This is a genomic window from Haloarcula litorea (assembly GCF_029338195.1).
In the GTDB taxonomy this organism is placed as follows: Archaea; Halobacteriota; Halobacteria; order Halobacteriales; family Haloarculaceae; genus Haloarcula; species Haloarcula litorea.
In genome coordinates, this window is record NZ_CP119779.1 from 2,919,547 (window position 1) to 2,939,741 (window position 20,195).

Below are 20,195 nucleotides of genomic sequence, written 5' to 3' on the forward strand. Positions count from 1 at the left end.
GAGGCCGGCGCGGTCGGGCAGTTTATATACGCTCCGGGCAGCGGCCGGTCGTTTGAGGCGAACTATTATTGGCCTGTGCGCTGCCTCTCTACCAGAGAGATGCGTATCCGAAGTGACGGGGGTCACACTCACCGATGAATCTGGACAACCAGACCTGTGTCGTCACGGGGTCGTCACGAGGTATCGGACGCGGCATCGCCGAGGACCTCGGCGAACACGGCGCGAACGTCGTCGTCAACTACCGGTCCTCCGAGCGAGAGGCCGCCGAAGTCGTCGAGAGCATCCGGTCGGACGGTGGCGACGCCATCGCCGCACAGGCCGACGTGGCGAAACACGAGGAGGTCGAGGCGATGCGCGAGGAGGTCGCCGACGAGTTCGGGGCCGTCGACGTGCTGGTCAACAACGCGGGCATCACGATCGACAAGAAGTTCGAGAACATGACCCGCGAGGACTGGGACACCGTCATCGACGTCAACCTCGGCGGGGTGTACAACTGCACGGACGTCTTCTACGACGACATCCGCCACGCCGACGACGGCCGTCTCATCAACATCTCCAGCGTCGTCGGCCAGCAGGGCAACATCGGTCAGGCCAACTACGCGACGACGAAGTCCGGTCTGTTCGGGTTCACGCGCACGCTCGCGCTCGAACTCGCCCACACCGGATCGACGGCCAACTGCGTCGCCCCGGGGTTCGTCAAGACCGATATGCTGGAGGAGGTCCCCGAGCGCGTCCAGGAGAAGATCCTCCGGGAGATCCCGCTGGACCGGTTCGCGACGGTCCAGGACATCGCGGGGATCGTCCGGTTCGTCGCCAGCGAGGAGTCCAGCTACATGACCGGCCAGGTGCTCGGCGTCAACGGCGGGATGGAGTGGTAATATGAGTCAACAGGAAGACCAATCGGAGAGCGAGGACGCACCGGACCCGGTCGAGGAACTCCGCGAGAAGCGCCGCGAGGCGGAACTGGGCGGGGGTGAGGCCCGCATCGAGTCCCAACACGAGAAGGGGAAGATGACCGCCCGGGAGCGCATCGACTTCCTCGTCGACGAGGGCACCTTCCACGAGGTCGACCCGTTCGTCGAGCACCGCTCGACGAACTTCGGGATGGAGGACAAGCGGTTCCCGGGCGACGCCGTCGTCACCGGCTACGGCGAGGTCGACGGCCGGAAGGTGTTCCTGTTCGCCCACGACTTCACCGTCCTCGGGGGCTCGGTCGGCGAGGTCGTCGCGGACAAGATCTGCAAGGTGATGGACAAGGCCATCGAGAACGGTGTCCCCGTCATCGGCCTGAACGACTCCGGCGGAGCCCGCATCCAGGAGGGCGTCGACTCGCTGGTCGGCTTCGCGAAGATCTTCGAGCGCAACACGAAGGCCAGCGGGCTCATCCCGCAGATCTCGGCCATCATGGGGCCGTGTGCCGGCGGGGCGACGTACTCACCGGCGCTGACCGACTTCACCTTTATGGTGCAGGACACCAGCCATATGTTCATCACCGGGCCGGACGTCATCGAGACGGTCACCGGCGAGCAGGTGTCCAAGGAGGAACTCGGCGGCGCGAGTTCCCACTCGACCAAGTCGGGCGTCGCTCACTTCTCGTACCCGTCCGAGGAGGAGGCCCTGGAGAACATCCGCCGGCTCCTCTCCTATCTGCCGCAGAACAACATGGAGGACCCGCCGAGCGTCCAGCCGTGGGACGAACCCGACCGGGAGATCCCGGAGGTCACGGACATCGTCCCCTCGGCCCCCCGGAAGCCGTACGACATGACGCAGGTCGTCGACCGCATCGTCGACGAGGAGTCCTTCTTCGAGGTCCACGAGAACTGGGCGCGCAACATCGTCGTCGGCTTCGCCCGGATGGACGGGCAGTCCGTCGGCATCGTCGCGAACCAGCCCCGGGTCAGCGCGGGGACGCTTGACATCGACGCCGCCGAGAAGGGCGCGCGGTTCATCCGCTTCTGTGACTCGTTCAACGTTCCGATCATCTCGCTGGTGGACGTGCCGGGCTTCATGCCCGGGACCGAGCAGGAGCACAACGGCATCATCCGCCGGGGTGCGAAGCTCATCTACGCCTACGCCGAGGCGACGGTGCCGCTGCTGTCGGTGGTCGTCCGCAAGGCCTACGGCGGGGCCTACATCGTGATGTCCTCGAAGTTCCTGGGCAGCGACGTGAACTACGCCTGGCCGGGCTCGGAGATGGCGGTGCTGGGCCCCCGCGGCGCGGTCAACATCCTCTACCGGAACGAGATCGCCGAGGCCGAGAACTCCGACGCCAAGCGCCAGGAGCTGATGGACGAGTTCCGCGAGGAGTTCGCCCACCCCTACGGCCCCGCCAAGCGGGGTTACCTCGACGACGTCATCGAGCCGAAGGACACCCGCAAGCGGCTCATCGACGACCTGGACCTGCTCCAGCGCAAGCGCGAGGAGGGGCCGCCCAAGGACCACGGCAACATCCCGCTCTGAGCGGGGCTGTCGGGCGGCGAGCGTTTCGAACGAGAATCGACGGTCGACGGCGCGAACGCGCCGTCAGTGGAACTGTTCCAGGACTTCGAGGTCCCGCGAGGTCTTCATAAACTCGGCGAGCCGGTGGGTCGACCCGCACTCGGCACAGTCGAACGAGGAATCCGGGGCCGGCAGTTCGGACGGTTGCTCTTCCCAGGTCTCCCCGCAGTCGGGACACTGCAGCTCGATCCAGGCTTCCTGCATACGTGGTGCTGGCGAACACTGGCCCATATACTTTGTGCGGGCCACCGCAGGGATGGGGTGACCGTAACGAATACACGACAGCCCTGAGAGGTGGCGGGTATGGGAGTCGCAGTAATCGGTGCGTCGATGACGAAGTTCGGGCAGCGCGACGCCTGGATCCAGGAACTGCTCTCGCAGGCGGGCGAGGAGTGTCTGGACGACGCCGGCGTCACACCGGACGACGTGGAGCACCTGTACGTCTCGAACATGGCGAGCGGGGAGTTCCAGGGACAGACCGGCGTGATGAACGCGCTGGCACACGACCTGGGGGTCCTGCCGGCGTACAGCGAGCGGGTCGACCAGACGTCCTCGTCGGGTGGGGCCGGTATCTACGAGGCGTGGCAGTCGGTCGCCTCGGGAGCCAGCGATATGACGCTGCTCGTCGGCGGCGAGAAGATGACCCACAAGACGACCGGGCAGGCCACTGACATCATCGCCTCCATCACCCACCCCACCGAGTACAAGCACGGCGTCACGCTGCCGTCGTTCGCGGGGATGACGGCCCGCCACTACCTCGAACGGTTCGACGCACCCAGGGAGTCGCTGGCCCGCGTGGCGGTCAAGAACCACCGCAACGGCGTCGACAACCCCAACGCGCAGTTCCAGAAGGAGATCGACGTCGAGACCGCGCTGGAGTCGCCGATCATCGCGGACCCGCTCCGGCTGTACGACTTCTGTCCGATCACGGACGGGAGCGCGGCGATGCTGTTCACGACGGAGGAGCGAGCCGCCGAGATCGCCGACGAGTACGCCGTCGTCTCCGGGATCGGCGGCGCGACGGACACCCACGTCGTCCACGAGCGCGACGACCCGACGGTGATGGGCGGGGTCGTCGAGTCCAGCGAGGAGGCCTACGAGATGGCCGGGCTCGGCCCCGACGACCTCGACGTGGCCGAACTCCACGACATGTTCACCATCCTGGAGTTCCTCCAGCTGGAGGGCATCGGCGTCGCCGACCAGGGGACGGCCTGGGAGCTGGCGATGGACGGCGAGACCGCCAAGGACGGGTCGCTGCCGGTCAACACCTCCGGCGGCCTGAAGTCCAAGGGCCACCCGCTGGGGGCCAGCGGCGTCGCACAGGGCGTCGAGATCTACGAACAGCTCGTCGGCGAGGCCGGCCCGCGGCAGGTCGAGGCCGACGTGGGCCTGGCCTGTAACGTCGGCGGGTTCGGGAACTGTGTCATCACCACCGTCATGGAGGCCGCAGAATGACGCTTGCAGCTGGTTCCTGTCCGAACGGGCACGTATCGTACCCCACGCATCCGCGCTGTCCGGAGTGTGGCGAACCGCAGGACGAGACGGTCGACCTCTCGGACCGGACCGCGGAGGTCGTCACGTGGACGACCTCGACGGCGACGCCGCCGGGCGTCCGGGAGCCGAACACGCTCGCCATCGTCGAGTTCGACGTCTCGGACCTGGACGCCGAGGACGAGTTCGTCCGGGCGCTGGGACAGGTCACGACCGACGACGTCGAGTCCGGCGACGCGGTCGAACCGGTCTACGTCGAGGAACTCCGCGACCCGGACGTGGGGCTGAAACGCGAGACCCAGGCGAGCCAGGACTGGGACGGCTACCGCTGGGACCCGGTGTAGCCCAGCGGTTCGCCGGCGAGCACCGCCGCCTCGATCCTGTCGAGCCCGTCCGCGACCGAGCAACTGCCACAGGGGCCGACGTGCGGGTAGACGCCGACGATGTCGCCGTCGGCCTCGGCGACGAGACAGACGACCGGGAGCGTGACGACGGTGTCGTCACCGACGTACGCACTGTGGCGGTCCCGGCGGTCGAACGCGGGCGCGAGCGAGCAGCCGCGTGACTCGGCCCACCGTTCCATCGCCGCGAGCCGCTCGGCGGCCGCCGGGTCCATCCCCGTCTCCAGCCGGTGCCAGAAATCGACGGACACGCCGTCGGCGAGCCCCCGTCTGTGGAGCGACTCGGCACGCGAGATGAGCGCCGACTGCCGACTCGCCGTCGCCTCAGCGACGGGCGTCCGCACGTACACGGCCAACCGGAGTGACTGAGTCATGGTACCGTTCCTCGAACGAGTGTCCTACGTCGAGTACGAGGTTAGCCGTATCGGTGGGACCGGCGAGCATCGTCAGTCCGCGGTGCCGGCCGTCGTCGTCTCCGTCGCGGTGCGTCGGTCCGCGGCGAGGTCGGTCAGACAGTCTTCGACGGAGGACGGGCGGCCGTCGGCGGCGATCGGGGCCAACCGGGCGAGTTCACCGTCCTCGTAGACGGCCAGACACAGCGCCGGCAGGACGAGTTCGGTCCGGCACTCGCCCGTCGTCGTGCTGTAGCACTCCCGGGTGCTGAAGAACGGGGCGAGCCGGGCGTCTCGTTCGCGCGCCCAGACGGAGAACTCGTTGAACAGCTCCCGTTCCCGGCACTCCCCCTCGCCGTGGAGCGGGACCCGCTTTCGCCACTCGGTCGTCTCGACCTCGTCGAGGACGCCGCGCCGGCGCAGGTCCGTCAGCGTGCTCTCGACGGCGGCCCGGCGCGAGCGGGCCGGTCGCGGCAGGTCACCTCTGACGAACAGTTCCGCGCGTCGGGTCGTAGGACACTCTGTTTGCATCTGCGTCCTGATCGACTGTCTCTACCATAATAAAACGTTATGTTTATTTAATTATGGTTATCGTCCCCGCCATCGCCGCCCGGCGACCCACCGTTGCCGTCGACGTCGTCGTCGAGCTCGTCCTTGATCGACCGTAGCTCCGCGTCCACGTCGACGGGGACGTCGGTGCCGCCGTCGGTCGGGTCGATGTCATCGGCGGTCTCTCCTCCGGCGTCGTCGAGGCGCTCGGCCAGGTCGTCCCGGAGGTCCCGCGCCTCCGCGAGCAGTTCCCTCGCCTCTTCGTCGGCCGGCTGCCCCTCGACGGCCGCCTGGAGGTCCGAGAGCGCGTCGTCCAGTCGCGAGAGCGTCGCCCGACTGAGCCGCGTCGCTCGGTCCGTGACCGTGCTCGCGCCCGTCCCCGACGTCGGCGGGCGGCCGTCGGCCATCCGGAGCGCGCGCCGGAGGAGCTTCAGCGCCTCGATGTTCGTCTTCAGGACGAGGATCGCCGCCGGGATCGTCACGTCGCTCGTGAACCGCAGGAGTTCCCGCGGCGTGGGCGGCCGTGGGTTCCCCCGTTCGGTCCGCGGTTCGATCTCGGTCTCCAGGTCCCGCAGTGTCGTGACCAGCTCCGTCAACAGGGCCGTGATGTCGTCGCCCGAACTGGCGCTCATACCGCCGTGTTGGACCGCCGGTGACAAAAGTCCGCCGCGACGATTAGGCGTACCAAAACCCTTTTAGCTTTAGGGTTGCCTAATCGCTAGTAATGCCATCACAGCAGGACGATATCGGCCCTGCAGAAGCGGACGAGGAGGACCGCCCACGGGTCACCACACACGCGAGCGGTGACGAGCGGACCGTCTTCACCGAGGACGGTAATCGCGACGGCTGGATCGCGACGGACCTGACGGTCGAGCTGACCCGGTAGGGCGGCGCGGGGGAGAAGCGGTTTCGGGGCGTCTCTGTTCTGTTCGGTCGTCGACTGAGCGTGGACTCGACTCGCGAGTCCTCAGTCCATCGCGCCCTCGGTGACGAGCGTGTCGTCCTCGAGGTAGTGTTCGATGTGGTGGGCGTCGTCCTCCGTCTCGACGATGATCTCGCGGAGGATCTGGGCGGTCGCGTGGTCGCCGAGGTTCTCCGCCAGCTCGATGTGGTCACGGAGCGACTCGATGACGTCGCCGTAGATCTCCAGATCGTTCTCCAGGGAGGTGCGGATGTCGTAGACGTCCTGACCCTCGTACTCGACGCCGGCGTGTTCCTCCTGTGCGGTCGGGCCGGAGATGGGCGTTCCGCCCAGTGCCTGTGCGCGCTCGGCGATCATATCGGCGGCCTCCTCGACGTTCCCGGCGGCCTCGCCGAGGAACAGGTGGAGATCGCGGAACTCCGCGCCCTCGACGTTCCAGTGGTGCTTCTTCAGCTGGTGGTAGAGGACGTAGGCGTCGGCCAGGTCCTTGTTCAGCGCGTCGATGATCTGCTCGGACTTCTCTCGCTCCAGCCGAAGTTCGTTCTCCTCGACTTCCCCGAACTGCTTCCGGACGTGTTCTTGTTCAGGCATCTTCGTCCGGCTATTCGACCGGCAATCACTTAAAGCTTGCACCATCCGAAAAGGAGTTTAGCATAACCAAAAATTATCTTCCGAATCGGGCATCGGTTCAGCACTCGCCCCGGCGAACGCGACGGGAGGTCCCGGTCAGGTTCGTACGACGACGACTGGGACTCGATCCGGGGGCAGTTCGGCGGCCTCGGTGTCCGAGCGGCGGACGACCTGTTCCTGGTGGACGGCGGCCAGCGCGGTCAACACGTCCCCTTCGAGCCCGAGGTGGTCCCCGAACTCCTCCCAGACGGTCGCCGGTACGGCGACGACGAACGTCTCGTCGGTCCGGGCCAGCACGGGGTCGTCGTACTGCTTGCGCCACTCGTAGACGAGGTTCTCGACGCCGGGGTTGTCTCGCATCCCCCGCTGGTGGGCCACGACGGCGTCACGGATCGCCTCGTAGTCGGCGTCGTTCGCGTCCGCCACCCGGCGTATCAGTTCGTCGTCGAACGGAGCGAGTTCCGGCGCTGTCATCGGCCGGCCGTACGCGTCCGTTCGACAAAAACCGTCCGACACGGCCCGCACGGTCGACGAGTCGAGGACCCAGAAACTGCCTGATAAACCGGCCAGAATCCCGGATTCCGGGAACGCCTCGGCAGATATATCCCCCCGGCCCGGCAACGCCCGGCTAGAGGAATGGGACGACTATCGACGCTGTTCGCGCCGGAACGGGTCGCCGTGATCGGTGCGACCGACTCGGAGGGGTCGGTCGGCCGCGCCATCACGGCGAACCTGCTCGAATCGTTCGACGGCGAGGTGGTCGCAGTGAACCCCTACAAGGAGGAGGTGCTCGGGTTGCACTGCTACGACGAGGTCGGCGACGCCGAGCGGCCGGCGGCCATCGACGTCGCCGTCGTCGTGGTACCACCGGACGTCGCCGTCGAGGCAATCCGCGAGGCCGGGGCGGCCGGCATCGAGAACGTCGTCGTCATCACCGCCGGGTTCGGCGAGACCGGCACCGAAGGGGCCGCCCGCGAGCGCGCCCTCCGTGAGGTCGCCGCCGAGTACGACCTGAACCTCGTCGGTCCGAACAGCCTCGGCGTGATGTCGACCCCGAAGGGGCTGAACGCCACCTTCGGCAACGAGATGGCCGCCGAGGGCGACATCTCCTTTATGAGTCAGTCGGGCGCGTTCGTCACGGCCGTGCTGGACTGGGCCGCTGAGCGCGACGTCGGGTTCAAGGACATCGTCTCGCTGGGCAACAAGGCGATCCTCGACGAGGGGGACTTCGTCGCGGAGTGGGGCGACGACCCCGAGACCGAGGTCATCCTCGGCTACCTGGAGGACATCGCCGACGGAAGTTCGTTCGTCGACACCGCCCGCGAGGTCACGCAGGACACGCCGATCGTCCTCGTGAAGTCCGGCCGGACGGACGCGGGCGCGTCGGCGGCCGCCTCCCACACCGGTGCGATGGCCGGCTCCGAGCGGGCCTACGAGGCCGGACTGGACCAGGCCGGCACGCTCCGGGTGGAGTCCGTCCAGGAGCTGTTCGACTTCGCGCAGATCCTCTCGGGCCAGCCCCTGCCCGACGGCGACGAGATCGCCATCGTCACCAACGCCGGCGGCCCCGGCGTGATGACGACCGACGCCGTCGGCGACTCCGACCTCTCGCTGGCGGAGTTCGGGGACGAGACCCTCCAGCGGCTGGGCGAGGCGATGCCCGACGAGGCGAACATCTACAACCCCGTCGACATCATCGGCGACGCGCCCGCCGAGCGGTTCGAGCTCGCCCTGGAGACCGTCCTCGACGACGACAACGTCGCGATGGCCGTCGTCGTCGCCTGCCCGACCGCGGTGCTGTCCTTCGAGGAGCTGGCCGAGGTCGTCACGCAGAAACAGCGGGAGACCGGGATGCCCATCGCGACGACGCTGATGGGCGGGAAGTCGGTCGGCGAGGGCCAGGCCGTCCTCAGCGAGGCCGGGATCCCGAACTACTTCGACCCCGCGCGGGCCGTCCACAGCCTCGACGCGCTCCGGGAGTACGACGAGATCCAGTCCCGGGAGTACGAGTCCCCCGCCGAGTTCGACGTGGATCGCGAGCGCGCCCGCGAGATCCTGGAGTCCGCGGCCGACCGCGGTTCGAACCGCCTCGGCGTCGAGGCGATGGAGCTGCTGGACGCCTACGGCATCCCGACGCCGCGGGGCGACGTGGTCTCCTCGCCCGGCGAGGCCGAGCGGGTCGCCGAGGAGATCGGCGAGGAGGTCGTGATGAAGATCGTCAGCCCGGACATCCTCCACAAGTCCGACATCGGCGGGGTCGAGGTCGGCGTCCCGCCCGAGGAGGTCCGCGACACCTACGAGGACCTCGTGGTCCGGGCGCGGAACTACCAGTCCGACGCGACCGTCCTGGGCGTGCAGGTCCAGGAGATGGTCGACCTCGACTCCGGCACCGAGACCATCCTCGGGATGAACCGCGACCCGCAGTTCGGGCCGCTGCTGCTCTTTGGCCTCGGTGGTATTTTCGTGGAGGTCCTCGAAGACAACACCGTCAGAGTCGCGCCGGTCAGCGAACCCGAGGCCAGAGAGATGCTAGACGACATCGACTCCGCGCCCCTGCTCCGGGGCGCACGGGGCCGTGACCCCGTCGACGAGGACAGCCTCGTCGAGGCCGTCCAGCGGCTCTCACAGCTGGTCACGGACTTCCCGGCCATCGTCGAACTGGACATCAACCCCCTCGTCGCGACCCCCGACGGGGTGCAGGCGGTCGACCTGCGACTCACCCTCGACCAGGAGGAACTATGACCGACTCGAACACGCTACTCGTCACCTCGACTCAGGAAGGCATCGGTAAGACGGCCATCACTCTCGCGCTCGCGAAGTCCGCACAGGACGCCGGCAACGAGGTCGGCTACATGAAGCCCAAGGGCACCCGCCTGCAGAGCGCGGTCGGCAAGACCCGCGACGAGGACCCGATGCTGGCCCGCGAGCTACTCGGCCTCGACGCCGAGATGCACGAGATGGAACCCATCGTCTACTCGCCGACGTTCATCCAGGAGGCCATCCGCGGCCGCGAGGACCCCGACGAGCTCCGCGGGCGCGTCCTCGACAACTTCCAGTCGCTGTCCGAGGACCGCGACCTGATGGTCGTCGAGGGCAGCGACCACCTCGACACCGGCGGCATCGTCGACCTGACCGACGTCGACATCGCCGAGGCGCTCGACGCCCGCGTCCTGCTGGTCTGTGGGTTCGCCACCGCCGGCGACGCCGACGAGGTGCTCGCGGCGGCCCGCCGCGTGGGCGACCGCCTCGCGGGCGTCGTCTTCAACGGGGTCAGCGACGCCGCGATGGAGGAGCTCACCGACGACGTCCTCCCCTTCCTCGAGGGGAAGGGCGTACCGGTCTACGGGTCGATCCCGAGCGTGGCCGACCTGGCCGGCGTCACGGTCGCCGACCTCGCGGACAGCCTCGGCGCGGACGTCCTGACCAACGAGGCACCGACCGACGTCCACGTCGAGCGGTTCACCGTCGGCGCGATGGGGGGCAACAGCGCCCTCGAACAGTTCCGCCGGACCCACGACGCCGTGATGATCACGGGCGGGGACCGATCGGAGATCCAGACGGCGGCGCTGGAGGCCTCCGGCATCGAGGCGCTGCTGCTGACCGGCGGGTTCCGTCCGGCAAGCGCCGTCCTCGGCCGTGCCGAGGAGGAGGGGGTCCCCATCCTGCTGGTCCAGTCGGACACCCGGACGACCATCGACCGGGTCGAGGACGTGCTCCGGTCGGGCCGGACCCGGGACGAGGCCACCGTCGAGCGGATGCAGGGCCTGCTCGCGGACAACGTCGACGTCGAGGCCGTCGTCGGCATCGACGAGGACTGATCGCGACTGCCGTCCCGGCCGCTCGCCTCGACCGCCCGGTATCGGTCCGTCGGCGGGAGCGGACAGGGGGGAGACGAGACGATCGAAGTCGTCGCGCCGACATTTCTGCTGCACCACCGTCGCTGAATTTCGACCGTCTCAGCCCTTGATATAGATATCTCCAGACGAAACGTACCTCGGGCATTTAAGTTGTCTGACGCGCAAAGTGAAAGTGGAGCCGAGAGGCTCCGTAGTGTCACACGCTCGGGGGCTCCCCGTCCCCGATTCGACCCTGTTGTCACGCCACGAGCGACCGCTCCGTCAGGGGAGGACGGTCGCCGGTAGGTGCTCGCGGACGCCCGAGACGGCCTCGGCGGCGTCGGCGAGGGCCAGCTGCGGGACGGTCCACACCTCGCAGTCGGTCGTCCGTTCGAGGACCGGCGGGTTCGTGCGCTCGGCCGTGGTCGCGCCCTCGTACTCATTCAGGACGACGCCCCGAACCTCGACGCCGCGGGCGCGGAGCGCGTCGACGGTCAGCCCCGTGTGGTTCAGCGTTCCGAGCCCCGATCGGGCGACGACAAGCGCCGGCAGCCCGAGGTCGGCGACGAGGTCGAGGACCTCCCGACCGTCCGCCAGCGGGACCCGCAGGCCGCCGATCCCCTCGACGACGGCCGTCTCGTGAGCGGCGACGGACTCCCGAACCGCCGACAGTATCTCGCCGTACGCGAGGGGCTCGTCCGCCACGTCGGCGGCCACCTCGGGTGCCAGCGCCGGTTCGAGGTAGCGGTGACAGACCGCCGCGTCGTCGTCGCCGCAGGCATCGGCGACGAACCCGGCGTCGTCGTCCGGCGGGTGGCCGGTCTGACAGGGCTTGACCGCGACGGCGTCGCGACCCCGCTCGCGGAGCCAGCCCGTCAGTCCGGCCGTGACGACCGTCTTGCCGACGCCCGTGTCCGTCCCGACGACGAACAGCGCTCGCGCGCCGTCGGTCACAACACCCCGACCTCCTCGCCGGCCCGCTCGAAGGCGTCGAGACACCGTTCGACGTCCGCGTCGGTGTGCGTCGCCATCGGCGCGACGCGGATGCGGGACGTTCCCTCCGGTACCGTCGGCGGCCGGATGGCGGGTGCGACGACGCCGTGCTCGCGCAGCTCCTCGTCGAGCGCGAGCGCGTCGGCGCGGTCGCCGACGAGGACCGGCAGGATGTGCGTCTCGCCGAGCACCTCGTAGCCCATCGCCTCGAACCCCTCGCGGAGCCGTTCGACGGTGGTCCAGAGCCGGTCCGTTCGGTCCGTCTCGCGGGCGATCCGCAGCGCCTCTCGGGCGGCCGCCGCCGCCGGCGGTGCGAGGCCGGTCGAGAACACGAACGAGCGGGCGGCGTTGAGCAGGTACTCGATCAGGGCCTCGTCGCCGGCGACGTAGCCGCCCTGACTCGCCAGCGCCTTCGAGAGGGTCCCAAGCTGGATATCGACGCGGTCGCTCAGCCCCTCGCGCTGGACGACGCCGCCGCCCCCGTCGAACACCCCCGTCGCGTGGGCCTCGTCGACCATCAGCCACGCGCCGGCCTCCTCGCAGACGTCACAGAGCGCCGCCAGCGGGGCCACGTCGCCGTCCATCGAGAACACCGAGTCGGTGACCACGAGCCAGGACTCGTCGGTCCCGGCCCCCGCCGCCCGCGCTTCGAGCTTCGCGCGCAGGTCCTCGGGATCGCAGTGGTCGTAGACGACCGTCTCGCCCGCGCCGACGCGGCAGCCGTCGATGATGGAGGCGTGGTTCAGTTCGTCCGAGAAGACCGCGTCGGGCGCGAGCGCGTCGATGGTGCCGACGTTGGCTGCGTACCCCGACGAGAAGACGAGGGCGCGCTCGGAGCGCTTACACGCCGCGAGGTCCCGTTCCAGCGCGCGGTGTGCCCGCGTGTCGCCGGTGACCAGCCGGGAGGCACCCGCGCCCGTCCCGACCGTGCGAGCGCCGAGTTCGGCCGCCCGCTGGACCCGCCCGTCGTCGGCCAGTCCGAGGTAGTTGTTGGCCGCGAAGACGACCGTCTCCTCGCCGAACTCGGTCGCTTCGCCCTTCGGGTCCTCGCCGAAGCGGGTGCGAGCGCCGACGGACTCCGCGACTTCGAGGTGACGACGGAGGTCCCGATCCTCGCGCTTCCGGAGTCGCGAATCCAGATCGAACCCGTGGCTCATACTCGGAGGGAGAGTGACGCGGCGTTCAAAATCCGGGCATCAGGTCGGCCGGGCCGAAGACACCGTAGTGGCCGGCGCGGTTGTTGCGGACGCCGGCCTTCAGGTAGCCCAGCGCGGGGCCGTTGACGTTCGCCTCCATACTGGTGGCGTCGTCCAACTGGAACGTGTTGGTACCGCGCTCGCCGTCGAAGGTGCGGCCGGTGACGCTGACCGTCGTCGTCGTGGGCTTCTCGTCGGAGCGGACGTCGAGGACGCCGCCGACGGTCACGTCCTCGGCGTCGCAGACGCCGGCCCGTTCCAGCAGTACGTCGTCGGCGTGTTCCATATCGTGGAACTCCAGCACCCCGTCGTGTTCGTCGATCAGTTCCTCGATCTCGGCCTCGGTCATCTCCCTGGCCGTCTCGATGTCGTAGCCGTCGAGGTGGGCGATGTCCTCGCGGACGGTGCCGCGGTTGTCCTCGTAGCCGCTCTTGAGGCCGACGCCCCACCAGATCTCGACCGCCTCGACCTCGACGAACGACTGGGCGGCCAGCGCGGCCGCCCCGGTGAGGAAGCCCGGCGTCGCGCCCGCGCCGCAGACGAACGTGATGCCGGACTCTTTCAGCGTCTCCTCGCGGTCGTCTAACATCCCGATGACGCGGGAGCGCTTGAGCACGTCCACGAGGACGCCCTCGTAGTCGGCGTCGGCGAACCGTTCGGCCACGCGGGGGATGAAGTCGTGTTCGAGGTTCGGGAGCGCGATGAGGACGGCGTCGATCGCGTCGCTCTCCGCGATGACGTCGTCGATGGGCGTCTCCGTCGGTTCGCCCTGCGCGCTGGCGACGATCCCGGCCTCGTCGCCGTGCTGTTTCACGCCATCGCCCTCGGCGGTGGCGGCTTTCGCGCCGCCGTCTGTGGCGACCTCGTCTCCCGGGCCGCTCGCGATGTTCCCCTCTGTCGCCTCCAGGAGTTCGTCCACGTCGAGGCCGTCGTGGTCGACGGCCACGCCGTTGCGGTCACAGGCCGCGACCGGTGTCAGCCCGTCCTTCTCGCGCGAGACGTCCAGCGTTCGTCGGCCGATGCCTCCGGTGCCAAGTACAGCGAAGCGTACGTCGTCCATAGGTCAGTCGTCGGATTGGAGTTCTGATTTGCTCTGTGCGGTGCCCGCGGCCGTCTCCGGGTCGGTCCCGTCGTCGGCGCGCTCCTTGACCCGCTCGGGGTCGAACTCGTTGGCGTCGGTGTTGGGTTCGAGACCCGCCTCCTCGATGATCTCGATGTCGTCGGCGGCGGACTGGCCCTCCGTCGTGAGGTAGTCCCCGGTGAGGATGCCGTCAGCGCCCGCTTCGAGGGCCGCCACCTGCCCGTCGGTGTCTAAGTTCACCTCGCGTCCGCCGGTCAGGCGAACGCGGGCCTCGGGGTGGAGCAGTCGGTAGACGGCGATGGTCTCGACGACCTCCTCGACGGTGATATCGGGGAGGCCCCGCTCGGCCATCGGCGTCCCCTCGACGGGGTTGAGGATGTTGACCGGCAGCGAGGAGACCCCGATGTCCTGCAGCGCGATCGCGGCGTCCACGCGGTCGGTCGGCGTCTCGCCCATCCCGAGGATGACGCCGGCACAGAGGTCCATCCCGGCCTCCTTGGCGGTCTCGAGCGTCGCCACGCGGTCCTCGAAGGAGTGGGTCTGGACGACCTCCGGAAAGTACCGGGGCGAGGTCTCGATGTTGTGATTGTAGTGGTTCAGCCCCTCCTCGGCGAGGATGCGGGCCTCCTCCTCTGTGAGGATGCCCAGGGAGGCGTCCACCTCCACGTCCGTCTCGTCGCGGACGAGCCGGATTGCCTCCAGCACCTCTTCCCACTCCTCGGGGCGCTGTTCCTTCGAGACGCCCTTCTCGGCGAGGACGATGCCGAACCGCTGGGCACCGTCGCGTTCGGCCCGCTCGGCCGCCTCGAGGATCTTCTCCGGCCCGAGGAAGCCGTAGTTGTCGATCCCGGTGTCGAAGTGGACCGACTGGGCGCAGAACCCGCAGTCCTCCGCGCAGTCGCCGGCCTTCGCGTTCACGATGGAGCACGCGTCGACGGTGTCGTCACCCAGCTGCGCGCGGACGTAGTCCGCGCCCGCAGCGAGCGGTTCGACCGGTTGGGCCAGCAACGCCAGCCCGTCCCGTCGATCGAGGCGCTCGCCGTCCAGCACGCGCGCGACGGCGTCGTCTACCGTTCGGTTGCCCGTCTCGTAAACCACACAGCCACAATCAGTTGACGATCGAATAAAGGTTCGGGTGCAGGGGCTGGCGAAGCTATTTACGAGTGCCGACCCCAGCCCGAGGTAATGCGTCGCAGTCGCTGGGTCTCCCGCCTCGTCCTCCTCGCCGTCGGACTCTGTCTGTTCGCGTCGCCGGCCGCCGCCCAGTCGGTCAACCGAGCCGCCATCGACGATCTGAACGAGCAGCTGCTGTACGTCGCGCTCCCGCTGACGCTGTTCGTCGAGCTGACGCTCGTCTACGCGGTCTACCGCTTCCGGAACAACGACGACCCGCGGCCGACGGTCGACGACCCCGCACTGGAGATCACGTGGACGGCCGCCACGGGGGCGATCCTCGTCTTCGTCGGCGTCTCCGCGTTCTTCGTCCTCGCGAACCCCTACATCTCGCCGGCCGCGGCGTCGCCGGCAGACGGCGAACTCGGCGACGAGACCGAGATCGAGGTGCTTGGCTACCAGTGGGGCTGGGAGTTCCACTACCCCGAGGCGAACGTCACCACGCAGGAGCGACTGGTGCTCCCCCGCGACAGGGACGTCCTCTTCAGACTCACGTCGGCCGACGTCATCCACTCGTTGTACGTCCCGAAACTCGGGCTGAAACAGGACATCTTCCCGGGCCAGGAGACGCTCGCCCGGACCAGGGCGACCCGGACCGGGAGCTACCGGCTCTACTGCGCGGAACTCTGTGGCTCCGGTCACTCGCGGATGCAGGCCACCGTGGTGGTGCTGAACCAGTCCGAGTACGACGCGTGGCTGGCGGACCGGCGCGCGGGTGACGGGAACGCCGACACCGACGCCAACGCGACCGCCCGCGTCGCCGCGCCCGCCTGAGTCGCCGCCCGCCTTCACAACCCACAAGACGACTGCGCGCCCAGTGTCGTCTATGTCGCAGGTCCGCGAGCGGGTCCCCGAACTGACCGGGCTGTTGACCGTGGTCTCGCTGGCGCTCGTGTTCGGTGCCGTCCTCGGGGCGATCCCGCGGGGGGCCATCCCCGCCGCGCCCGCGTCGGCGCTCGCCGCGATCCCCCACGTCAACGCCGCACTCAGCGCCGCGGCCATCGCGACCATCGTCGGCGGCGTCCGGGCTATCCGCCGCGGCGACGTCGCCCGGCACCGCCGGTCGATGCTCGCGGCGTTCGGCCTGTTCGTCGCCTTCCTCGCGCTGTACCTCTACCGCATCACGCTGGTCGGGCCGACGGAGTTCGCCGGGCCGGCGGTCGTCGAGACGTACGTCTACCTCCCGCTGCTCGCGGTCCACGTCCTGCTCGCGCTCGTGGCCATCCCCGCCGTCTACTACGTCCTCCTGCTGGCGCTGAGCCACCCCGTGAGCGAACTGGGCGAGACGAACCACCCGCGTGCCGGCAGGCTCGCGGCGTCGCTGTGGCTCGTCTCCTTTACCCTCGGCATCGTCGTCTACGCGATGCTGTACGTCGTCTGGTGACTACGCCGTCCACTCCTCGCGGAGCAGCCCGAACCAGAGCGTGTCGCGGTACTCGCCGTCGAGGAACCACTCCGACCGGTGGGTCCCCTCCCGGGTGAACCCGAGCCGCTCCAGCACCGCGACCGAGTCGTCGTTCGCGCTCGCGACGCGGGCCTTCCACTTCCGGAGCGCCCGCTGGTCGAAGCCGTACTCGACGAGCCGACGGGCCGCCTCGGTCGCGTAGCCGTTCCCCCACGCGTCGGGCTCGAACCAGTACGCCAACTCCGCCAGCCCCTGCTCCGCGTCGTGATCGGTCATCGCGACGAGGCCGACGGGATCGGTGCGGGTCGTGACGGACGTGTCGTCGCCACCGTTCGGGTCGACACAGACCAGCAGGTGGACCGAGTCCCCGTCGGCGAGCGTCTCCTCGTAGAACGTCTCCATCTGCTCGCCGGTCATCGGCTGCGGGTAGGTTCCCCACCCCCAGACCCGGTCGTCGCTGACGACCTGCTGGATCCAGTCGAGGTCCTCGCGCTCTGGCGTCCGGAGGGCCGTTCGGTCGGTCTCGAGGAAGGGGGGACCGGGCATACGCCGTCGGTCGGGCGGTGACGTGAAAAGCGTGCTCGTCGTGTGACGAGTGTTCACGCTACCCGCGGACCCACCCGCCCTCGCGGGTCAGCCGTTCCCCGCTCGGCCGTGAGGTCGTCTCGCTTCGCTCGACGACCCTAGTCGTCGGCGGGCGTCACGTTCCCACCGATGTCGGGCCGGGCGACCTCCCGGTCGGTCGACTCCCCGTCGATGTCGTAGGGGTACTCGCCGGTGACACAGCCCAGACAGAGGTCGGCGCGGCTGGTCTCCAGGGTCTCTGCGACGGCGTCGATGGAGAGGTACGACAGCGAGTCGGCCTCGATCTCGTCGCGGATCTCGTCGGTCGACCGGTCGGCGGCGATGAGTTCGTCGCGGGAGGCCATGTCGATGCCCATGTAGCAGGGCGCGACGATCGCCGGCGCGCCGATGCGGACGTTGACCTCCTCGGCACCGGCGTCTTTCAGGAGCTGGATGAGCTGGGTCGAGGTGGTCCCGCGGACGATGGAGTCGTCGATGATGGTGACGGACTTCCCCTCGATGGTGGACTTGATGGGGTTGAGCTTCAGGCGGACCGCCCGCTCGCGCTCGTCCTGGGTCGGCATGATGAACGTCCGGCCGACGTAGCGGTTCTTCATCAGCCCCTCCGCGAACTCGATGTCCGAACCGTCCTCCTGGGCCGCCTCGGCGTAGCCGGAGGCAAACGCCCGGCCGGAGTCGGGCACCGGCAGGACGACGTCCGACTCGACGCCCGACTCCTCCCAGAGCTTCCGGCCCAGTTCCCGCCGGACCTCGTAGACGAGGCTGTCGTCGATCGTCGAGTCCGGACGGGCGAAGTAGACGTGCTCGAAGAAGCAGTGAGCCGTGTTCTCCTGGTCGATGAGCTGGTAGGTGTCGAAGCCGGTACCGTCGTCGTGGAGGACGACGAGTTCGCCCGGCCGCACGTCCCGGACGAGTTCGCCGTCGAGCGTGTCGATGGCCGCCGACTCCGAGGCGAGGACGTAGCCGTCCTCCAGTTCGCCGATACAGAGCGGGCGGTTCCCCTGCGGGTCCCGCACTCCGAGCACCGTCTCGTCGTGCATGATGGTCAGCGAGTAGGAGCCGTGGATGCGCTCCATCGTCCGCTTGACCGCCCGGACGAGGTCCTCTTCGAGCAGGTTCCGCGCGAGGTCGTGGGCGATGACCTCGGTGTCCCCGTCGGAGGTGAAGGCGTGGCCGAGGTCGGCCAGTTCGTCGCCGATCTCGTCCGCGTTGACGAGGTTGCCGTTGTGCGAGAGGCCCAGCGAGCCGGACTTGAACGAGACCGAGAACGGCTGGGCACAGCAGGCGTTGACGCTGCCGGCCGTCGGGTACCGGACGTGGCCGATCCCGTTGGCCCCGTTCAGCGACTCGAGGTCGCCCTGGTCGAACACGTCGCCGACCAGCCCCATCTCGACGTGGCTGTGCTGCTGGAAGCCGTCGTGCGTGACGATCCCGGCGGACTCCTGGCCGCGGTGCTGGAGGGCGTAGAGAGAGTAGTAGAGCGGGCGGGCGGCGTCACGGTCCTGAAGTGAGATGCCGACGACGCCGCACTTCTCGTGCATCTGTGGTGGTTACTCGCCGGCTTTCGACTGCCACTCGTAGTCCCGTCGCTTGGCCGACTCGCCGAAGCCACACGACGCGCAGACCTTCTTCTTCACGTGATAGGACTTCTCGCCGCACCGGCGACACTTCGTGTGTGTCGTGGTGTTCTTCTTGCCTTGACTCGGGGTTCCTGCACCAGTCATGGGTTGATCGAAACGACGTTATCGCCGCGTATAATCGTTGTGTCTTCGTCCTCGATGACGAGATTCATGTGTTGGTCGTAGCCGGTCAGCTCCCCCTCGAAGATCTCGCCGCCCTTCAGTCGGACGGTCACCTGTTCGTTGAGGGAGGCCTCGAGGACGTCCAGCGGTCGTCCACTCATACACGGTTGGGATAGTGACGCACGCATAAACGTACCGCTTGACCGTCCCGGAACGGGCCGGCGTCACGCCCCAGCCGAACTCAGACGTCGACGCTGAACGGGGCGGCGTCGTCGGCTCGGGCGGCGAACGCGGCCAGCAGGTCCGCCGCGTCGTCGAGATCCGCCGGATCGACCACCTCGACGGGCGTGTGCATGTACCGGTTCGGCAGGCCGAGGTTCACCGAGGGGATGCCGCCGCGGGCGGTGTAGAAGGCGTCGGCGTCGGTGCCGGTCCGGATGCCGGTGGCCTGCAGTTGGACGTCGACCGCCGCGGTCTCGGCGGCGTCCCGGAGCCCCTCGACGACGACCGGGTGGTTCGCGCTCCCCCGTGCGACGACCGGCCCCGCGCCGAGTTCGACGCCGGTCGAGCGCTTCCCCGGTGCGTCCGGCGAGTCCGTCGCGTGGGTCACGTCGGCCGCGACGGCCGCGTCCGGGTCGAGATCGAAGCCGACCATCTTCGCCCCCTGGAGCCCGACCTCCTCCTGGACGGTCGAGACCGCGTGGACGGTGGCGTCGACGCCGCGCTCGGCCGCCCGCCGGAGCCCCTCGGCGGCCGCCCAGATCCCGACGCGGTTGTCCATCCCCCGAGCGGCGAGCCGGCCGTTCGCCAGTTCGGAGAGCGTCTGCTCGAAGGTCAAGGGGTCCCCGCGGTCGACCAGATCCGCGAGCTCCTCGCGGTCGGTCGCGCCCACGTCGACGAACTGCTCGGCGACGTCCGGGACGCCCTCCTCGTCGTCGTCCCGGATGTGGATCGCCGTCTGACCGACCACCCCCGACACCGGGCCGTCGCTGGTGTGGACGGTGACGTGCTGGCCCCGCGAGACGGTCTTGTCGGAGCCGCCGATGCGGCCCAGCCGGACGAACCCGTCCTCGGTGAAGTCGCGGACGATGAAGCCGATTTCGTCGCCGTGACCCGCCAGCGCGACCGACGTGTCGCCGCCCGACAGCGTCGCGACGGCGTTGCCGTAGTCGTCGGTCCGGACCTCGTCGGCGAAGTCGCTCACGTAGTCGACCCACACCCGCTGGCTGTCGGCCTCGTAGCCCGACGGACCGGGCGTCGTCAGCAGCGATTCCAGGAACTGGCGTCGTCGCTCGTCCAT

At 68.9% G+C, this 20,195-nt stretch carries 24 protein-coding genes; 9 read left to right on the forward strand and 15 right to left on the reverse strand.

The features are described from left to right. Positions 1-134: 134 nt before the first annotated feature. Together P0592_RS15595 and P0592_RS15600 are read left to right on the forward strand one after the other, a co-directional pair. A complete protein-coding gene (locus P0592_RS15595; protein WP_276271830.1) occupies positions 135-878 on the forward strand; it encodes a beta-ketoacyl-ACP reductase in 744 nt (247 codons plus the stop codon). 1 nt (position 879) lies between these two features. Beyond that, a complete protein-coding gene (locus P0592_RS15600) occupies positions 880-2,460 on the forward strand; it encodes an acyl-CoA carboxylase subunit beta (RefSeq protein WP_276271831.1) in 1,581 nt (526 codons plus the stop codon). Positions 2,461-2,523: 63 nt separating this feature from the next. Here the strand turns inward: P0592_RS15600 and P0592_RS15605 are convergent, their stop codons facing one another. Then, positions 2,524-2,703, reverse strand: a complete 180-nt coding sequence (locus P0592_RS15605; RefSeq protein WP_276271832.1) for a DUF7836 family putative zinc-binding protein — start codon at positions 2,701-2,703, stop codon at positions 2,524-2,526. Between the two features lie 99 nt (positions 2,704-2,802). Between P0592_RS15605 and P0592_RS15610 the strand changes: the two genes are divergently transcribed. Next, positions 2,803-3,954, forward strand: coding sequence for a thiolase family protein (locus tag P0592_RS15610; RefSeq protein ID WP_276271833.1), 1,152 nt, complete (start codon positions 2,803-2,805; stop codon positions 3,952-3,954). Further along, positions 3,951-4,334, forward strand: a complete 384-nt coding sequence (locus P0592_RS15615; protein WP_276271834.1) for a Zn-ribbon domain-containing OB-fold protein — start codon at positions 3,951-3,953, stop codon at positions 4,332-4,334. Before P0592_RS15610 ends, P0592_RS15615 begins: the two co-directional genes overlap by 4 nt. Here the strand turns inward: P0592_RS15615 and P0592_RS15620 are convergent. The 3 genes from P0592_RS15620 to P0592_RS15630 form a co-directional block, all read right to left on the reverse strand. After that, positions 4,313-4,765, reverse strand: coding sequence for an HTH domain-containing protein (locus tag P0592_RS15620; RefSeq protein ID WP_276271835.1), 453 nt, complete (start codon positions 4,763-4,765; stop codon positions 4,313-4,315). The two genes, P0592_RS15615 and P0592_RS15620, sit on opposite strands and share 22 nt — an antisense overlap. 72 nt (positions 4,766-4,837) lie before the next feature. Then, positions 4,838-5,314, reverse strand: coding sequence for an HTH domain-containing protein (locus P0592_RS15625; RefSeq protein ID WP_276271836.1), 477 nt, complete (start codon positions 5,312-5,314; stop codon positions 4,838-4,840). A 47-nt stretch (positions 5,315-5,361) separates the two neighbouring features. Continuing rightward, on the reverse strand, positions 5,362-5,964 hold the full coding sequence (locus P0592_RS15630) for a DUF7547 family protein (protein ID WP_276271837.1): 603 nt from the start codon (positions 5,962-5,964) through the stop codon (positions 5,362-5,364). Positions 5,965-6,056: 92 nt separating this feature from the next. Here P0592_RS15630 and P0592_RS15635 point away from each other — a divergent pair, with 92 nt between their 5' ends. Next, on the forward strand, positions 6,057-6,218 hold the full coding sequence (locus tag P0592_RS15635; protein ID WP_276271838.1) for a hypothetical protein: 162 nt from the start codon (positions 6,057-6,059) through the stop codon (positions 6,216-6,218). A gap of 81 nt (positions 6,219-6,299) precedes the next feature. On the opposite strand, the gene dpsA is transcribed toward P0592_RS15635, so the two are convergent. Next, the gene (gene dpsA, locus P0592_RS15640) at positions 6,300-6,845 is read right to left on the reverse strand and encodes a DNA starvation/stationary phase protection protein DpsA (RefSeq protein ID WP_276271839.1); all 546 of its coding nucleotides are present in this window, start codon (positions 6,843-6,845) and stop codon (positions 6,300-6,302) included. Positions 6,846-6,980: 135 nt separating this feature from the next. Next, a complete protein-coding gene (locus P0592_RS15645) occupies positions 6,981-7,358 on the reverse strand; it encodes a DUF8048 family protein (RefSeq protein WP_276271840.1) in 378 nt (125 codons plus the stop codon). Between the two features lie 162 nt (positions 7,359-7,520). Between P0592_RS15645 and acs the strand changes: the two genes are divergently transcribed. Together acs and P0592_RS15655 are read left to right on the forward strand one after the other, a co-directional pair. After that, on the forward strand, positions 7,521-9,626 hold the full coding sequence (gene acs, locus P0592_RS15650) for an acetate--CoA ligase alpha subunit (RefSeq protein WP_276271841.1): 2,106 nt from the start codon (positions 7,521-7,523) through the stop codon (positions 9,624-9,626). Then, complete coding sequence (locus P0592_RS15655) at positions 9,623-10,702, forward strand: phosphotransacetylase family protein (protein WP_276271842.1); 1,080 nt, start codon at positions 9,623-9,625, stop codon at positions 10,700-10,702. Before acs ends, P0592_RS15655 begins: the two co-directional genes overlap by 4 nt. Positions 10,703-11,002: 300 nt before the next feature. On the opposite strand, the gene bioD is transcribed toward P0592_RS15655, so the two are convergent. From bioD to bioB, 4 genes are read right to left on the reverse strand one after another with little or no spacing between them, the layout of a single operon-like run. Beyond that, the gene (bioD, locus tag P0592_RS15660) at positions 11,003-11,674 is read right to left on the reverse strand and encodes a dethiobiotin synthase (RefSeq protein ID WP_276271843.1); all 672 of its coding nucleotides are present in this window, start codon (positions 11,672-11,674) and stop codon (positions 11,003-11,005) included. Then, the gene (locus P0592_RS15665) at positions 11,671-12,870 is read right to left on the reverse strand and encodes an aminotransferase class I/II-fold pyridoxal phosphate-dependent enzyme (protein WP_276271844.1); all 1,200 of its coding nucleotides are present in this window, start codon (positions 12,868-12,870) and stop codon (positions 11,671-11,673) included. The genes bioD and P0592_RS15665 overlap by 4 nt, the downstream gene beginning before the upstream one ends. Positions 12,871-12,895: 25 nt before the next feature. Further along, positions 12,896-13,969, reverse strand: a complete 1,074-nt coding sequence (gene bioU, locus P0592_RS15670; protein ID WP_276271845.1) for a (S)-8-amino-7-oxononanoate synthase BioU — start codon at positions 13,967-13,969, stop codon at positions 12,896-12,898. Between the two features lie 3 nt (positions 13,970-13,972). After that, a complete protein-coding gene (bioB, locus tag P0592_RS15675) occupies positions 13,973-15,088 on the reverse strand; it encodes a biotin synthase BioB (protein ID WP_276271846.1) in 1,116 nt (371 codons plus the stop codon). An 87-nt stretch (positions 15,089-15,175) separates the two neighbouring features. On the opposite strand from bioB, the gene coxB reads away from it, so the two are divergent. After that, complete coding sequence (gene coxB / locus P0592_RS15680; RefSeq protein ID WP_276271847.1) at positions 15,176-15,937, forward strand: cytochrome c oxidase subunit II; 762 nt, start codon at positions 15,176-15,178, stop codon at positions 15,935-15,937. 52 nt (positions 15,938-15,989) lie between these two features. Continuing rightward, a complete protein-coding gene (locus P0592_RS15685) occupies positions 15,990-16,547 on the forward strand; it encodes a DUF420 domain-containing protein (RefSeq protein WP_276271848.1) in 558 nt (185 codons plus the stop codon). Here P0592_RS15685 and P0592_RS15690 read toward each other — a convergent pair whose 3' ends face one another. From P0592_RS15690 to P0592_RS15710, 5 genes are all read right to left on the reverse strand, one after another. Then, on the reverse strand, positions 16,548-17,114 hold the full coding sequence (locus tag P0592_RS15690) for a GNAT family N-acetyltransferase (protein WP_276271849.1): 567 nt from the start codon (positions 17,112-17,114) through the stop codon (positions 16,548-16,550). Positions 17,115-17,251: 137 nt separating this feature from the next. Beyond that, positions 17,252-18,694, reverse strand: a complete 1,443-nt coding sequence (gene purF, locus P0592_RS15695; protein ID WP_276271850.1) for an amidophosphoribosyltransferase — start codon at positions 18,692-18,694, stop codon at positions 17,252-17,254. A gap of 9 nt (positions 18,695-18,703) precedes the next feature. Continuing rightward, positions 18,704-18,877 (reverse strand): 50S ribosomal protein L37e, encoded by a 174-nt coding sequence (locus tag P0592_RS15700; protein ID WP_276271851.1) that lies wholly within the window; start codon positions 18,875-18,877, stop codon positions 18,704-18,706. Next, complete coding sequence (locus P0592_RS15705; protein WP_276271852.1) at positions 18,874-19,056, reverse strand: LSM domain-containing protein; 183 nt, start codon at positions 19,054-19,056, stop codon at positions 18,874-18,876. Before P0592_RS15705 ends, P0592_RS15700 begins: the two co-directional genes overlap by 4 nt. An 80-nt stretch (positions 19,057-19,136) precedes the next feature. Beyond that, a complete protein-coding gene (locus P0592_RS15710) occupies positions 19,137-20,195 on the reverse strand; it encodes a M20/M25/M40 family metallo-hydrolase (protein WP_276271853.1) in 1,059 nt (352 codons plus the stop codon).

What these genes read in the sequence shown, in the direction of transcription:
- P0592_RS15595 (WP_276271830.1), top strand. Translation starts at nt 135, where the DNA reads ATGAATCTGGACAACCAGACCTGTGTCGTCACGGGGTCGTCACGAGGT.
- P0592_RS15600 (WP_276271831.1), top strand. Translation starts at nt 880, where the DNA reads ATGAGTCAACAGGAAGACCAATCGGAGAGCGAGGACGCACCGGACCCG.
- P0592_RS15605 (WP_276271832.1), bottom strand. Translation starts at nt 2,703, where the DNA reads ATGCAGGAAGCCTGGATCGAGCTGCAGTGTCCCGACTGCGGGGAGACC.
- P0592_RS15610 (WP_276271833.1), top strand. Translation starts at nt 2,803, where the DNA reads ATGGGAGTCGCAGTAATCGGTGCGTCGATGACGAAGTTCGGGCAGCGC.
- P0592_RS15615 (WP_276271834.1), top strand. Translation starts at nt 3,951, where the DNA reads ATGACGCTTGCAGCTGGTTCCTGTCCGAACGGGCACGTATCGTACCCC.
- P0592_RS15620 (WP_276271835.1), bottom strand. Translation starts at nt 4,765, where the DNA reads ATGACTCAGTCACTCCGGTTGGCCGTGTACGTGCGGACGCCCGTCGCT.
- P0592_RS15625 (WP_276271836.1), bottom strand. Translation starts at nt 5,314, where the DNA reads ATGCAAACAGAGTGTCCTACGACCCGACGCGCGGAACTGTTCGTCAGA.
- P0592_RS15630 (WP_276271837.1), bottom strand. Translation starts at nt 5,964, where the DNA reads ATGAGCGCCAGTTCGGGCGACGACATCACGGCCCTGTTGACGGAGCTG.
- P0592_RS15635 (WP_276271838.1), top strand. Translation starts at nt 6,057, where the DNA reads ATGCCATCACAGCAGGACGATATCGGCCCTGCAGAAGCGGACGAGGAG.
- dpsA (WP_276271839.1), bottom strand. Translation starts at nt 6,845, where the DNA reads ATGCCTGAACAAGAACACGTCCGGAAGCAGTTCGGGGAAGTCGAGGAG.
- P0592_RS15645 (WP_276271840.1), bottom strand. Translation starts at nt 7,358, where the DNA reads ATGACAGCGCCGGAACTCGCTCCGTTCGACGACGAACTGATACGCCGG.
- acs (WP_276271841.1), top strand. Translation starts at nt 7,521, where the DNA reads ATGGGACGACTATCGACGCTGTTCGCGCCGGAACGGGTCGCCGTGATC.
- P0592_RS15655 (WP_276271842.1), top strand. Translation starts at nt 9,623, where the DNA reads ATGACCGACTCGAACACGCTACTCGTCACCTCGACTCAGGAAGGCATC.
- P0592_RS15665 (WP_276271844.1), bottom strand. Translation starts at nt 12,870, where the DNA reads ATGAGCCACGGGTTCGATCTGGATTCGCGACTCCGGAAGCGCGAGGAT.
- bioU (WP_276271845.1), bottom strand. Translation starts at nt 13,969, where the DNA reads ATGGACGACGTACGCTTCGCTGTACTTGGCACCGGAGGCATCGGCCGA.
- coxB (WP_276271847.1), top strand. Translation starts at nt 15,176, where the DNA reads ATGCGTCGCAGTCGCTGGGTCTCCCGCCTCGTCCTCCTCGCCGTCGGA.
- P0592_RS15685 (WP_276271848.1), top strand. Translation starts at nt 15,990, where the DNA reads ATGTCGCAGGTCCGCGAGCGGGTCCCCGAACTGACCGGGCTGTTGACC.
- P0592_RS15690 (WP_276271849.1), bottom strand. Translation starts at nt 17,114, where the DNA reads ATGCCCGGTCCCCCCTTCCTCGAGACCGACCGAACGGCCCTCCGGACG.
- purF (WP_276271850.1), bottom strand. Translation starts at nt 18,694, where the DNA reads ATGCACGAGAAGTGCGGCGTCGTCGGCATCTCACTTCAGGACCGTGAC.
- P0592_RS15700 (WP_276271851.1), bottom strand. Translation starts at nt 18,877, where the DNA reads ATGACTGGTGCAGGAACCCCGAGTCAAGGCAAGAAGAACACCACGACA.
- P0592_RS15705 (WP_276271852.1), bottom strand. Translation starts at nt 19,056, where the DNA reads ATGAGTGGACGACCGCTGGACGTCCTCGAGGCCTCCCTCAACGAACAG.
- P0592_RS15710 (WP_276271853.1), bottom strand. Translation starts at nt 20,195, where the DNA reads ATGGACGAGCGACGACGCCAGTTCCTGGAATCGCTGCTGACGACGCCC.